The organism is Microvirga alba, assembly GCF_015694465.1.
Classification (GTDB): domain Bacteria; phylum Pseudomonadota; class Alphaproteobacteria; order Rhizobiales; family Beijerinckiaceae; genus Microvirga; species Microvirga alba.
The window spans coordinates 1-14,417 of the sequence record NZ_JADQDO010000012.1 but is presented as its reverse complement, the minus strand read 5'-3'; the positions used below and the strand labels follow the sequence as shown (position 1 = coordinate 14,417).

Here is a 14,417-nt window from a genome sequence, read left to right as displayed (position 1 = left end):
ATGTCCCTCACAGTGTCTCTCCGCATATCGTCATTCGCTCAGCTCCACTTCCGGCAAAGCGATCGGAGCAGCCTCTGCGAAACGCTCAATGCGATACGGCGCGAGGTCAATCTCCGTCGTTCCAGTATCAATAAGCTCAGCCATAGTCTCGCCGACGCCGGGGCCGAGTTGGAAGCCGTGGCCGCAAAAGCCAAAGGCGTAGTACAGACCTGGCACCGTCGGACTTTCGCCCATAATCGGGCAGTCATCCGGCAGATAGCTCTCGATGCCGCTCCATACACGGATGAGGTTGAGGCGCCGGATGTCTGGCACCAAACGTCCAAGTTGGCGAAACTGGTTGAGAATGTTGCCGGGCAGGACATAGGCGCGACGCGCGGTGGCATCGGCCGGGCCACGGCCGCCGCCGCCGAACACGATATTGCCGCGTGTCACCTGACGCAGATAGATCACCTCGCGCGGATCGTTCGTCATGACGCCGACGACGGGCTCGACCCGGTAAGGCACGGGTTCGGTTACGCCCATTTGTGGGCCGCGCACGACGAGTGGCGCGGTCTCGCCGAGTTGAGCTGAAAGCTGTGTCGCCCAAGCGCCCGCGGTGATGAGAAGAGTGGGTGCCGAGAAGCGCCGCCCGTCTGCAGACTCGATGAGAAAATCCTCACCGCTTCTTGTCACGCCGACGACCTCGGTATTCTCGTGTATCTGCGCGCCCGCGGATCTCGCTGCCCTTCCAAAAGCGGGGGCAGCGAGACGCGGATTGGCGTGGCCGTCCTGCGGAGACAGCGAGGCAGCGACAATTTCTGGGCCGAGATAGGGATAGCGCGCGATGAGCGCCCGTTGCGTCAGCAATTCGAGATCGAGGCCATATTCGCGCGCATGCGTGGCGTAGGCCTCAAGTTCGCCGACATCCTCGCGCCGGTAGCAGATCCGCAAATGTCCCGTCGCGAGGAACTCGCAATCGGTGCCGATGAGTTCGGTGAGCCGCGACCAGATCGCGCGCGAGCGGTTGGCGAGCGGCAATTGCGGGAGATAGCGGCCCTGACGGCGCACATTGCCGAAATTCACCCCACTCGCCTGCTGGCCGATGAGGCCGCGCTCGAGAAGGATGACGGAGCGCGCCCGTTGCCGGAGGAAGAAGGCGCTGGCAGCTCCCATGAAGCCGCCGCCGATGACGACGACGTCCGCCTTTTCCGTCATGATGCATCCTCCGGAACGGTGGCGATGGGAAGGGGCTTGACGGGGGCCTGCCCGCGCAGGCGGCCAACCCCATCCGTCGACTTCCCGAGCACGGCGGCGAGGATCTCGGCGCTTGCGGGGCCGCAGAACCGGCCCTGACAGCGTCCCATGCCGACGCGCACGAAGGCTTTGGCTCTGTTGACTTCCGGTGCGCCGAGCGCGGTGGCTGCCATGCGGAGCGAGCCTACCGTGACGCTTTCGCAACGGCATAGGATGGTGTCGTCGGGAAGCGCCTCAGCGAGATGTGCGGGCCAGGGAAATCCCTTGGCAAGACCGCGCCGAAAGCGGTCCATGCGCCGGTGGGAGGTGAGGAGTTTCTTGACGCTTCCTTCCGCGCCTCGCCCTGCAGGATGAGCGGAATGAAGATCGGCGATCGCCGCGTGGGCGGCGAGACGTCCTGCGATCTCCGCGGCATCGGCGCCGGAGATTTTTACACCGTCGCCCGCGACATAGATGCCGCGAACGCTTGTGCGTCCCATCGCATCTGTCATGGGCGACCAGAGATGCGTCGCTGGATCGAAAGAGAAATCGCACCGAGCGAGATCGGCGAGTTGCGTTTCCGGTCGCAGGTGATAGCCCATTGCGACCGCATCGCACATGAAATTGCGGTCGCGTCCGCGTGCGTCCCTCACATGCACGCGCGCAACGTTGCGGTCCGCCCCCGCCTCGATGGCGATGGGACGGATACCGGTGAGCATCGTGATGCCCGCGAGTCGCAACTGCGCGATGAGCGCAAGTCCCTTGGCTAGCGCGTCAGGCCGCGCGAGAAGAAGCGGAAGCGCCGCGAGGCGGTGACCGAAGGCGGAGGTATCGAGTACGGCTGCCACCTCGGCACCTGCCTTCAGATATTGTGTCGCGACGAGATAAAGAAGAGGGCCAGTCCCTATGAAGACGACGCGCCGACCGATGGCGCAAGCCTGTGCCTTGAGTGCGATTTGCGACGCACCGAGAGAATAGACGCCAGGTGTCGTCCAGCCGCGGACAGGTAAGAGTCGATCTGTCGCTCCGGTCGCTAGGATCATGCCATCGAAGGGAACGGCATTCGAAATACCATTGTGTACGATATGCAGCGCGCCCTCGGACAGATTCCAGGCGAGTGTGCGCGGGCGATAGTCCATTTTCTCGCGCAAAGCGTCGAAGGTTTCGTGGAGATCGCGCGCACGGCGGTGTTCGGTACCGTAGAGCTGCCGGAAATCGCGTTTGAACCCGTTTGGCTGGCGCCGATAGATCTGTCCGCCCGATGCCTCGCCCTCGTCAATCACGACAGGCCGCACGCCAGCCTCGACGAGTGTCTGCGCCGCTCTGATTCCCGCAGGTCCGGCTCCTACGACGATGATGCGCGGCGCGGTCATGTCATTCGACCTCAGGCGTGGTGAGAATGGAAAGATCGTTCGCGACGAGCGTCGAACAGGCACGCAGCCTGCCGCCTTCCGCTGTCGTCACCCAACAATCTTGGCAAGCGCCCATGAGGCAGAACCCAGCTCGCGGTCCATCGCTGAATTCTGACCAGCGCAGAATGAACCCGTTGAGGCGCATGGCCGTCAAAAGGGTATCACCTTCAAGCGCAGTCACTCCTCTACCGTCGATGCGGAAACGGATTTCGGCGCGGTCATGTTCTGCCAGACGAACGAAGCGGTTCATGCCAAGGATGCCCCTATCGAGATGGCAGGCAGCGGCAGCGGCGCGTGTCGCTCTAAGCCTCCCATCTTCGCCATGAACTGCCCCGGCGTCTGCCCGCACCAGCGTTTGAAGTGGCGAGAGAAATGGCTCTGATCAAAAAAACCGACCTCGTTGGCGACACAAGGTAGCGACATGCCTTCGCAGATGAAAGTTTTTGCCCGGCGGACTCGCTCGCGGCAGATATACTGATGCGGTGAGATACCGAGTTCGTCGCGAAACACGGTCATGAAGCGCGAGATGCTAAGGTCGGCCACGGCGGCCAGTTCACTGAGCGGCAATCGCTCGGAGACGTTCTCATCGATATGGACAAGAACACGGCGGATACAAGCTGATCTGGCGCCCGCGTCATCGAACGTCATCGCATTCATCGTGTTCCTCCCTCATCTTCGTCGCGTCTGGCCTCTGGGTGGTATGAGATGGGCGTCATCACGCCGCCAATTCTCGTTCCGCGAGCGCGGCGAACCAAGCCACGCCCAGGGGGATGACATCGTCGTTGAAATCGTATCGCGGATGGTGGAGGGGTGGTTCGTCTGCGCCGCGCCCCTGCCCGAGCCAGACGTAAGCGCCCGGGCAGGCTTCGAGCATGAAGGCGAAATCTTCCGAAGCGAACGACGGGGAATCCGCCTCAATGGCGTTTATGCCGCAGTCTCGCCCCGCCGCGAGCGCAGCGCGTGCTGCGCCTGCGTCGTTGCGTGTCGCCGGGTAATAGCGATCATAGGTAATGTCGGCGGAAAGACTGCCTTCAGCGCATTGCGCGGCGACGATGGCACGCAATGTGGTTTCGAGCACATCGCGCACGGCTGGATCGAAGGATCGTGCCGTGCCCCCGATGCGCGCAGTCGCGGGCAGGACATTGTGCGAGGTGCCGCCCTCCACCCGCGTGACGGAAAGGACAGCCTGTGCGGCGGCGTCGAGACGTCGTGAGACGATGGTATTGAGAGACAGCACGATCCGGGACGCCGCAAGGAGAACGTCGTCCGCCAGATGTGGCAGTGCAGCGTGACCTCCCCTGCCGGACAAGGCAATCTCGAAACGGTCGGCCGCTGCCATGATCGGACCCGTGCGCGTCCCCAAGGTGCCGACGGGCAATTGCGGCCAGTTGTGAAGTGCGAAGATGCGATCGCACCCGAAGCGTTCGAACAAGCCGTCGTCGATCATTGCTTTTGCACCCGCGCGGCCCTCCTCGGCGGGCTGGAAGATGAAGACGACGGTCCCATCAAAGCGGCGCGTTGCAGCGAGAAGGCGGGCGGCTCCGATCAGCATGGTGGTATGGCCGTCGTGACCGCAACCGTGGAACATGCCGGAATAGCGGCTCGCATAGGGCAGGTCTGTCGCTTCGCTCATCGGGAGCGCATCCATGTCGGCGCGAAGACCGATACGTCTGTCCGACGAGCCGGCCCGCAGAAGGCCGACCACGCCCGTTCCGCCGACATGGCGGTGAACCTCAATGCCTAGCGCAGCCAGTTCACACGCGACGATGGCGGAGGTTCGGTGCTCGGCAAAAGCGAGCTCGGGGTGCGCGTGCAGGTCGCGTCGCAGCGCGATTAGCTCGTCCACGCCTTCGATCGGAATCGGCTCGCCCAACATCGCGCATCCCTCAGATCAGAGTTATGATGTGTAGAAATATTTCACTAAAAGCTTTGTCGAACTCCTTTGGGTATCAAGCACCTGTTGCCTTGCGATACCCAATAGGATGGCCTTAATAGCTGCGACGCGCGCGAAAACATGCAGATCTCATCAAGGCGGATCTTGCACGACGTATATTTTCTTCACATCAACGTCGCTGTTCCAGCCGCAAGGCATCCCCTTCGGAATGAACACTGCCTCGCTCGCCCTCACTTCGCGCCTCTCCCCCGAACCCATAGTGAGAACGACACTGCCTTCGAGAAGCAGCATGAATTCGTGTACGCGATGCGGCATGACCTTGCGGGCATAGGGCGTCGAACGCCACACACCGACCTTGAACCGCGCCACCGGGTCCTCAAAGACGGTGGCGCCCGCACAATCTGGCATCGCGCTCAACATGATTTCGGGCGCAGGCTGGGGCGTGGGCGAGACTGCGACACAGGGATCGACAAGGACCGGTCGACCGGACGCGGTCTCACCGCCATTGAACGCTGTGATGGCGAACCATCGCGTCGGACCGGCAGCGGTCACGAGGGTGTATGCGTCGGAAGGAAGCACAAGAACCTGCCCTGTCTCGAGGTACCAATCTTCCTCGCCAACGCGAAGGGTGAGCGCGCCATCGAGTACCGCGAGGGCCGTCGCGCCACCGGAACCGCTTTCGCTCACTCCGCCATCGACACGACATGTCTCGACGCGAAGGGTTTCACTCTCGAAAATGACGTTGCGCGAAAGATTGCTCGGGGTCTCCGAAATCGTTTTCGCCGACTGGGCGCCCGACCCTGGTTGAAAGGAAATACTTTCTAAACTCATCGCGTATCCTCCCGTGAATCAGCTCAAGCTTCTTGTTATTCACGCTTCCGCAAAGTCGATTAGCGTCGTCTTGAGCCGAAGATTGGCCTCAACTGCTTGGCGACCAAGATCCTTACCGATACCGGAGGAATTGAAGCCGCCGGTTGGAAGCATGAAGTCGGCGCTGCGCCCGTAACGATTGATCCAAACTGTGCCTGCCTCGAGTGTGCGAACACTACGCAGCGCACGATTGAGGTCAGACGTGTAAACACCCGCCGCGAGCCCATAAGAGGGATGCTCCGCCAGCGCCAATGCCTCCGCCTCGTCATCAAACGCCTGCACGGTGAGTACCGGCCCAAATATCTCCTCACGACATGCCGTCATGTCCGTGTGGACGCTGGTCAAGATCGTGGGTCGGTAAAACGAGCCGCGCGACATCTCGGCGACTGGTCCGCCGCCAGTCAGCACGATCGCACCTTCGGCAACGGTTTCTTGAACCAGACGATGGATACGCGCAGCCTGCCTTGCCGAAACGATCGGGGGAAGCGTCGTCTCCTGGCTCCAGGTGGCGCCAGGACGGAGCTCATCGAATTTCTTGATAACAAGCTCTAGGAGATGCTGTTCTATGCTGCGCTCAACGATGAGGCGGGTACCCGCGACGCAAACCTGACCAGCATTCGCGGTAATCGCGCGCGCGATTGTTTCGGCGACTCGATCAATCGACCGGACGTCTGCGAAAACGATCTGCGGACTCTTTCCCCCGAGTTCAAGTGTGACCGGTTTCAGGCCACTTTCGGCAGCGGCCTGCATAATGGCAATACCGGTTTGAGTTGAACCCGTAAAAGTCACCTTCGATATGTCCGGGTGGCGAACAAGCGCGCCGCCGGTTATGTGGCCGCTGCCGCTGATGACGTTAAAAACTCCCGGCGGCATACCCGCCTCCACGGCAAGTTCGGCAGCCCGCAGGATCGAGAAAGGAGTCAGTTCGGATGGCTTGAGCACGACCGCGTTGCCGGCAGCTAGCGCCGGTCCGCACTTCCACGAGGCCATGACCAGTGGAAAATTCCATGGCGCGATCGCAGCAACAACCCCGTACGGTTCGGAAATAATCAAACCCAGGTTGTCGGAACGGGTTGCAACGACGTCACCTCCGAGCTTGTCAGCGTGCTCGGCAAAGAAGCGGATTCCTTCCGCTGCAAAATGGATGTCCCAGGTTGCCGCCTCACTGATCGGGCGTGTTGACCCGACAGCTTCCAGGCGACTCAATTCACCGACATTCGAGTCGATAAGCTCGGCCCAACGGCGCATGACACGTGCGCGCTCTCGCGGCGGGCGCGTGGCCCAGCCGCTTTGGTGAAATGCCCGTTTGGCGGCAGTCACGGCGCGATCCACCCCGCTCGGGCCCGCTTCCGGAATAGCGCCATAAGATGAATGATCGGACGGGCGCTGGACATCGATCTCCGCGATGTCGGTATCCATCAACCGCCCATTGATGAAGTGCCCTCCACGGAGACGGATACCGTTAGGATCAAAGCTCAACACGCTCATGATGGTACTCTTGGAAGGGCGATGGGTGGAGTGGCAAGCCCGGTTCGTAACCTGCGTCGCGGATTGCCCGCTCGACGACGCCCGCATCGCTTGCGACGGTCACAGGCGCCCGCCAATCTCAATCGAGATTGCGGAGATGGGGCATACAGGTTCGGGCGTCTTGCAGGTGCCGCCCGCGTAGTGATCGCAAGTCATGTTCAGCGACGTCGAGGATTGCGCCCTTGGTCGCGACGGCAGCGGCAGCGTGTTCGGCGGGACGGTGATTATCGCACATTGCAATCCCCATGACGTGCATAAGACGTTACGTAAGGTCAGGGTTGCCATCGTTGTAAGGTCAAGGAGAAATTTTAGGGATCTCTGAGGATCGCCTCGGACGCATCCCCTCTGAGGGCGGTGATCGGAAAAGTGAGTGGAGGGACGGTCTGGAAGGTTCGGTGGCGGAGGGATGTATTTATTCCGCGCGATCGACAACTCCGGGAAATGTTGGAGCTCATGTTTAGCGCACGCCGCGACCTGTCCGCCGGGCTTCCTGGCATCAGGCGACATGCCATTGTTCACCTCGTGTCCAGTTTGCGACGAATCCTGATGTTTCGTCGCAAACTTGGACTGTTCCGGGGTGTTTGGTCTTGCCCCCTGACGAAAGCCTTGGGTAGGGTCATCGGACCCTGGCCGGAGCGACCGTTTCTGCGGGGCGGGATCTGAACCACGACCTGATGGCTGGAGATTGCTCCGGTTCATAGGCAAGGCGCCACGACGACGAGCATTCAAGGCCACGACACATGAAACGATCCGAGATCAATGAGATTATCCGCGAGGCCGATGCGTTCATTCGGTCCTTTGGCTATATTCTCCCTCCCTTTGCCTATTGGTCGCCCGATCTCATGAAGGCGCGCCGCGAGGAGGCAGCCGGGATCCTTCAGTCGCGACTGGGATGGGATATTACGGATTACGGCCAGGAGAAATTCGATGACCTCGGTCTTTTCCTCTTCACCGTTCGCAACGGCCGCCTTGCGGACATGAAGACCGGATCGGGCATGCTCTACGCGGAGAAAATCATGATTTCCCGCAAGAACCAGTTGTCGCCCATGCATCGCCATCTGAGCAAGGCGGAGGACATCATCAATCGTGGCGGCGGCACCCTCGTCCTGGAACTGTTCATGCCCCGTCAGGACGGCGGGATCGATGAGAGCGCCGACGTTTCAGTTCCGGTCGACGGGGTGACGCGTCGCCTTGCGGCAGGCGGACTGCTCAAGCTCGATCCGGGCGAGAGCGTCACGCTTTTGCCGGGCGTTTGGCACGCCTTCTGGGCCGAAGGGAGGGATGTTCTGATCGGCGAGGTATCGACGGTCAACGACGATCTCACCGACAACGTGTTCCGGGACCCTATCGGCCGGTTCTCGACGATCGAGGAGGACGAAGAACCGTTGCACCTCCTCGTCTCCGACTACGATCGGTGGATTCGATGATTCTGTGCTGCGGTGAAGCTCTGATCGACATGCTGCCCAGGGGCATTGGGTCGAACGGCACCGCGTTCCTGCCGGTCGCGGGAGGCGCGGTCTTCAATACGGCCATCGCGCTCGGGAGACTTGGAGAGAGGGCCGCTTTTCTGTCGGGCATCTCCAGCGATCTCTTCGGGGAGATTCTGATGGAGACGCTGGTCGCCTCCCGGGTCGACGCGTCGCTTTGCGTGCGCTCGCCCTTCCCCACTACGCTCGCCTTCGTTCAATTTGCGAACGGAGATGCGAGCTATACCTTCTACGACGAGAACACTGCGGGACGGCGCCTGTCCGAAGCCGATCTTCCAAAGCTCCCTGATGAGGTCGCCGCCATCCATTTCGGCGCGATCAGTCTGATCCCCGAACCCTGTGGCAGCGCCTATGAGAGCGTGATGCGGAGAGCGCAGGCGCACTGCGTCGTCTCGCTCGATCCGAATATCCGTCCAGGCTTCATTAATGACGAGATCGCTTATCGCGAGCGGCTTCGCCGGATGATTGGGATGAGCGATATCATCAAGGTGTCGGAGGAGGATTTTCTCTGGTTGGAGGGAGATGTCGCGTTCGAGATGGTGGCGCGGCGATGGATCGACGGCGGGGCCGCAGTCGTTATTCTGACGAGAGGCGCCGAAGGGGCAACCGCGATAACGCGAGATCACCGGCTTTTTGCAAAATCCGAGGCGATCACCGTCGTCGATACGATCGGAGCCGGAGATACCTTCAATGCCGGATTCCTCGCAGGTCTGCGGGAGCGCGGCCGGTTGACCAAGGATCAGATCCACAACCTCTCGCAGGACGATCTGCACCATGCCCTCGCTCTCGGCAATGGCGTCGCGGCAATCACCGTGTCGCGGGCCGGCGCCAATCCTCCCTGGCGCCATGAGATCATGGCCGCCTGCGTGCCTCTCTGAGGTGCTGGGCGAGGATTTCGAACTCGGATCAGAGATAGCGCCGCCTGTCCGTTGCGCGCCGTGCGTCCCGCCTCAACTCGGTCCAAGATGGCGCGAGCGCTGGCGAGTTCCGACCCCAGGAGTTTGCTTCATGCCGTAAGCTCTGACACGATAGATCCGGCTGCGTGGAGGACGTCGATGGATACGCAACGGTTCCGGCTCACTCACCTCGCCCATGGAGGCGGCTGCGGGTGCAAACTCGCGCCCTCGGTCCTGCAGCAATTGCTCTCCGAGCCCTCCTCCATCAGCCCTTTCCGCGAATTGCTCGTCGGCACGGAAACCGCTGATGACGCCGCGGTCTGGCAGCTTGACGATGACACTTGCATCATCGCGACAACCGATTTTTTCATGCCGATGGTGGATGATCCGCGCGATTTTGGCCGGATCGCCGCGACCAACGCCATTTCGGATGTTTATGCCATGGGCGGACGCCCGATCATGGCGCTTGCGATCCTCGGGATGCCGGTGGGCAAGATCGCGCCGGAGATCGTGCGCGACATCCTGAAAGGTGGCGCTTCGATCTGCGCGGAGGCGGGTATTCCCGTGGCCGGCGGCCATTCTATCGATTGTCCCGAACCGGTTTACGGACTTGCCGTGATCGGCATCGGTCGCCCCAGCGAGATCAGGCGCAACAGCGGTGCGAGGGCGGGCGATACGCTGATCCTCACCAAGGCGCTCGGCGTCGGAATCTATTCGGCGGCATTCAAAAAGGATTCTCTATCTGCGGAAGCGTATGAAGAAATGATCGCTTCGGTGACGCTCCTCAACAAGGTCGGCACTTTGCTCGCGCGCGACAGTGATGTGCATGCGATCACGGATGTGACCGGTTTCGGGATTCTTGGCCACGGACTGGAGATGGCCCGAGGATCAGCCCTCACGCTGCGCATTGGATTCGATGATCTGCCCCTCCTGCGCGAGGCGAAATCCCTGGCGCAACGAGATTTTGTGACCGGCGCCTCGAACCGCAACTGGAACAGCTATGCCGAAAGCATTCACCTGCCGGATGATTTCACGCCCTGGAAAAAGCATCTCCTGACAGATCCGCAGACATCGGGTGGTCTGCTCGTGGCTTGCGCCCCGGAGCGGGCCGAGGACGTTCTGCAATCGATCCTCCATGCAGGCTACCCGGCATCAAAGATCATCGGGGTGGCAGAAAACGGTCCTCCAGCGGTCAAGGTAACCTGAGGAGACCCTGGAACCGCGGATGCTGCGGGACGTTCCTTTCCCTCCGACGCGAAAGGAGCACCCCTCATGCGCGCTGCGCTTCCTGCCCTCATAGCGGTCATCGTTGGCCTTTCCGTGCCGGCCTTATCGCAAAGCCAACTGCAGGCGCCCTGTCCCAGCGCTGGCCCTTCTGAGGGAGCCACCCAGCCGGACGCGGGTCACCCTGCCTCAGGCACCTCGCCCGGTACAGCCGGCTCTACCGGATGGACGGGCGGTGCAGGCGGATCCCAAATCGGAACGACAGCCAACGGGCCGACGCCGGCGTCACCCTCAGCCGACCACCCCGCCACGGCGACAGGACTCGATCCGCTAAAGCCCCGAGCCTCCAATCAAAACTGTTAGACAGGTTCTTCACTCATCCCAGACGCTAAGGTATCAACCAGAACTGCGGCCAAGGGGAGGAGTGCGACTGTGGCCGATCTTCCAGCCGTTCAAAACCATTTGCAGCAATGACGGTGTGACCTATCCCAACAGATCGCGCAGCGTCCGCATGAACACCCGAGCGCCTATGCCGATCAGATCGTCCGGAAAGTCGTAGTCGGGATTGTGCAGGCTCGGATGCTTTTCGCCAGCACCGAGGAAAAACATCGCGGCCGGCGCGTTCTCGCCGAAACGCCCGAAATCCTCCGATGCGCGCATCGGCAGATTACCGCGGTCGTAAGGTACACCCTCGGCCTCGAGGGCGCGGCGGAGATGGCCGACTGCTTCGGGCGCGTTCTCACAATGGTGGAAGATGTCGTCATAGACGATCTCGATCTCCAGGCCAGTCCCCTTCGCGGCGCTTACAACCAAACGCTCTGCCCTCTCGCACAGATTTTTCATCCCCGAGTCGGTCAGCGTTCGCAGGGTCGCCCAGATTTCGGCGCGTCCGGGAGCGATGCCAAATGCGGCCTCACCCAGCGCCACGTGGGTCACAGTCACCATCGCGAACCCCTCATTCATCGGGCCGCTGGCGCCCAGAGCCGTCAATGCCGGCATGAGGCTCGCCACGGCGCTCATCGGAGAAATTCCGAACTCGGGCATCGAGGCATGAGCGGTCTTGCCCGTGAGGATGATGCGCATGCCGCTGGACGCACAATTGACGGGTCCCTCGGCCAGTGAGACATGACCTAACGGAATTCCGGGCAGGTTGTGCAATGCGAAGGCAAGGTCCGGCGCGATCTCGCGAAACTTCGGGTCGGCCACGACGGCGGCGCTCCCGGATCCATTCTCCTCGGCCGGCTGGAACAGCAGAATAGCACGGCCGCGCTGCGGGCGCTTGCGTTCCAGGCCTCGCGCGAGGGCGGCCAAGATCGTCATGTGCCCGTCATGACCGCACAGGTGCGCCTTCCCTGGCACAGCGGAGCGATGAGGAACTGCGGATACCTCTTCGATAGGCAGGCCATCGAGCTCCGCGCGGAACATCACGGTCGGTCCCGGCTCCTTGCCTTGGTAGATAGCGGCGACGCCGTGCCCGCCGAGCTCCGTGACAATCCGATCCGCGCCGGTCGACGAAAGGAACGCCCGGACCTCCCGGGCGGTCTCCTTCTCTTCCCCTGATAATTCGGGCATGCGGTGCAGCTTGCGCCGCCATTCGACCAGTTCAGCCAGGTTTTGGTCGGTCAGAAACATGGACTACCTCCGCCCCGAAGGACATCAGAAAGGGTATGGCTGCGCAGACGGTCTGGCTGCCATCGATCACGATCTGCCGAGACGGTTACTCCGCTTTCGGCGGTGGGCCACGAACCGCTTGGCCGCGGTCGGGTTCCTCGAAAGGCCTCGACTGCATCCCTGTCCCTAAGTCATTGATAGGCCATAACTTGGTTTTTGTTAAAGAAGCTAAGTAGGAGATTGCTACGGCATCGGCGATGGCTGCACCGTGCTCGAAAAATTGCGCTCTGGCTTCGCATTTACCGGCGACTCCAAGGGAATCGCCTCTATTAAGCCACTTCGAGGCAACTGAGGGAACCCCCGCCCTTCATAGTTAGTAAACGAATTCCTAAAACGTCATACAAAGCGTCATCATACTAAATTTGAATCCGCATTGTCCGCGTTCGAAGAGGATGGAGAGATCTGGCTCGGCTTGAAGAAGGTTGGGGCACAGACTGGCAACAAAAATTCAAGCATTCACTCTCGATCCCGGCCGCATAAGCGCTGTCTCCAAAAGCGCTCGATTGGCTACGCGCCGTGTCCACGGGAACAAAGCCCCCTCCCCGATCAAAAGCTTTGGCTGAATTGATGAACATGGCTAGTCAGGTTTTGTGGAGAGCGATCATGGCGGGTTATAAGGGTTGGGTGACGTTACAAACGGGCTGATGCGATGTCCTGCCGTAGACCACGGCCGGGTGCCGTCGTCGCGCGGGCGATGACACCTCATCGGGGGCAATCCCTGATGTTCTATAGACCTACTCGCGGGGTTCGGCTGCCAACGCCCCTTGAACTGCGGTCACGACGCAAGGTCTGGGCAATCTGATTGAAACCTCGCGATCCGTTCCTTCGAGTGATGACTTCAATACCATCGACTCCACGGCGGCCAAGGCACGCCGCCGGCCGCCGACGAAAGCTGCGGGCGGATGCGTAGCCATTTGCCAGCCTGGCGGCAACAGAACCACTGACAATCCGAGGCTGAGGGGAAGTGCCGGCCGGCCGCTTCGCGCAATATCACCCTCCCCCCGAGAAGACCCGTGTCGCCGAGCTTATCGCGCTGGCCAATGCGGCAGTCTCTGCAGGGCCTGAATTGCTGAAGATGGGGACAACCGAGGGGCCCCTGACCGGGGCGGTGGGCAAGATGGTCCCCGCAGCATTTGGCGTTTGGTAGATGCCATTCGCCTCAGCGCTCCCTCGCCGCTCCCCTGAACGGTCATCACCTCATGGCCCCAATTTCACCTTGAGCTATCGGTGTGCGACCTCCCCCCGTCGCCCTGCTCTAGCAAGCAACAGTTCCGTTGGCTCAGAAAGCTCCGTCACGCGTGCCGGTCTCAGGGCGCGAAATGAGCGGCATTGATCATGCCAGAGAACAGGCATCCCTGGATGCGCGCCTCAACCGCCCTTGATGGCAGCCGTGCGCGGTAGCGTGGGCATTCATCATGTCGCAGGAGAAGTCAGGCGTCGGCGAGATTGCTATCAGTATCTTCCGGGGTGCGGTGACTGAGGGGCGCACCGCAGCTGCTCAGCATCGGGATCGACTCCGTTGAGCCTCGATTTGGACGAGGGACAAGCGGCTGGGGGTACGCGTCGAAGCGATTGGGACCGGTCGCAGGCCTCGGGTGCTGCAGCCCAGATCCGACAGCTACTGAGAACCCCGCGCACCAGCTGCAATCACGACGGTTCGGGGCGCGTGGGAGCGCTTGGGAGACTGATTGCGATGGTCGGCTACCCCGCCGGAGCTGGGCCTCCAACGCCGTCGTCGCGATCGAAGGCGACTATGGTTTCAAAGTGAAGGCTGTCATTCGCTGCAACAGCCGACCAGGGCTCTGGCCCTCAGCGACGCTTGAGACACTCCCGTAAAGTCCTCTCGCGCGTGACGGACCCGAGGCGGGTCGTGAAACTCGCGGACGAACAGAGCTCGGGGATCGGCTCAGTCCTCTCTCCGGGACGTTCCCCGAGATAGCGGCCGTTGAAATCGGCGCGTATCAAAAATGGGCGCTCGAACGAGCGTAGGCCTCCTGCCGATACTGCAATTTCACCGCGTGGGCCGACCGTTGGTCTCGATAAGAAGCCTCGCCGCCGAACGGATTTCCATTTCTGGCTTTCGAACCCAAGCAATATATGGACCTTTCGATACCGCCGCGGCCCGGAGGAATCTATTCGGGATTTGGGTGTTGCAACCACTTTGAAATGTCTCAGGTTTTTGCAATTTAGAAATGTCACAGGGTGCTACGGCGCCTCTGCCGGG

11 protein-coding genes are annotated in these 14,417 nt (G+C 61.4%); 3 read left to right on the top strand and 8 right to left on the bottom strand.

What is annotated here, in order from left to right:
- Positions 1 to 30: 30 nt before the first annotated feature.
- From I2H38_RS18300 to I2H38_RS18270, 7 genes are all read right to left on the bottom strand, one after another.
- Positions 31 to 1,194 carry an NAD(P)/FAD-dependent oxidoreductase gene (locus I2H38_RS18300; RefSeq protein ID WP_210324865.1) on the bottom strand — a complete coding sequence of 388 codons (1,164 nt, stop codon included), beginning with the start codon at positions 1,192 to 1,194 and terminating at the stop codon, positions 31 to 33.
- Entirely contained in the window at positions 1,191 to 2,585 is a 1,395-nt protein-coding gene (locus I2H38_RS18295) for an FAD/NAD(P)-dependent oxidoreductase (RefSeq protein WP_196273320.1), read from the bottom strand. The genes I2H38_RS18300 and I2H38_RS18295 overlap by 4 nt, the downstream gene beginning before the upstream one ends.
- A 1-nt stretch (position 2,586) precedes the next feature.
- Positions 2,587 to 2,874, bottom strand: coding sequence for a (2Fe-2S)-binding protein (locus I2H38_RS18290; RefSeq protein WP_196273319.1), 288 nt, complete (start codon positions 2,872 to 2,874; stop codon positions 2,587 to 2,589).
- On the bottom strand, positions 2,871 to 3,281 hold the full coding sequence (locus I2H38_RS18285; protein WP_196273318.1) for a helix-turn-helix transcriptional regulator: 411 nt from the start codon (positions 3,279 to 3,281) through the stop codon (positions 2,871 to 2,873). The genes I2H38_RS18290 and I2H38_RS18285 overlap by 4 nt, the downstream gene beginning before the upstream one ends.
- Before the next feature lie 58 nt (positions 3,282 to 3,339).
- The gene (locus I2H38_RS18280) at positions 3,340 to 4,500 is read right to left on the bottom strand and encodes a M20 aminoacylase family protein (protein ID WP_196273317.1); all 1,161 of its coding nucleotides are present in this window, start codon (positions 4,498 to 4,500) and stop codon (positions 3,340 to 3,342) included.
- Positions 4,501 to 4,650: 150 nt separating this feature from the next.
- Positions 4,651 to 5,349 (bottom strand): cupin domain-containing protein, encoded by a 699-nt coding sequence (locus tag I2H38_RS18275; RefSeq protein ID WP_196273316.1) that lies wholly within the window; start codon positions 5,347 to 5,349, stop codon positions 4,651 to 4,653.
- A gap of 39 nt (positions 5,350 to 5,388) precedes the next feature.
- Positions 5,389 to 6,876 (bottom strand): aldehyde dehydrogenase family protein, encoded by a 1,488-nt coding sequence (locus I2H38_RS18270; protein ID WP_210324864.1) that lies wholly within the window; start codon positions 6,874 to 6,876, stop codon positions 5,389 to 5,391.
- 779 nt (positions 6,877 to 7,655) lie between these two features.
- Between I2H38_RS18270 and I2H38_RS18265 the strand changes: the two genes are divergently transcribed.
- The 3 genes from I2H38_RS18265 (at position 7,656) to selD (ending at position 10,504) form a co-directional block, all read left to right on the top strand.
- Positions 7,656 to 8,342 carry a D-lyxose/D-mannose family sugar isomerase gene (locus tag I2H38_RS18265; RefSeq protein WP_196273315.1) on the top strand — a complete coding sequence of 229 codons (687 nt, stop codon included), beginning with the start codon at positions 7,656 to 7,658 and terminating at the stop codon, positions 8,340 to 8,342.
- Positions 8,339 to 9,280, top strand: coding sequence for a carbohydrate kinase family protein (locus tag I2H38_RS18260; protein WP_196273314.1), 942 nt, complete (start codon positions 8,339 to 8,341; stop codon positions 9,278 to 9,280). The genes I2H38_RS18265 and I2H38_RS18260 overlap by 4 nt, the downstream gene beginning before the upstream one ends.
- A 177-nt stretch (positions 9,281 to 9,457) precedes the next feature.
- Entirely contained in the window at positions 9,458 to 10,504 is a 1,047-nt protein-coding gene (selD, locus tag I2H38_RS18255; RefSeq protein ID WP_196273313.1) for a selenide, water dikinase SelD, read from the top strand.
- Between the two features lie 501 nt (positions 10,505 to 11,005).
- Here selD and I2H38_RS18250 read toward each other — a convergent pair.
- Entirely contained in the window at positions 11,006 to 12,154 is a 1,149-nt protein-coding gene (locus I2H38_RS18250) for an amidohydrolase (RefSeq protein ID WP_196273312.1), read from the bottom strand.
- Positions 12,155 to 14,417: the final 2,263 nt, after the last annotated feature.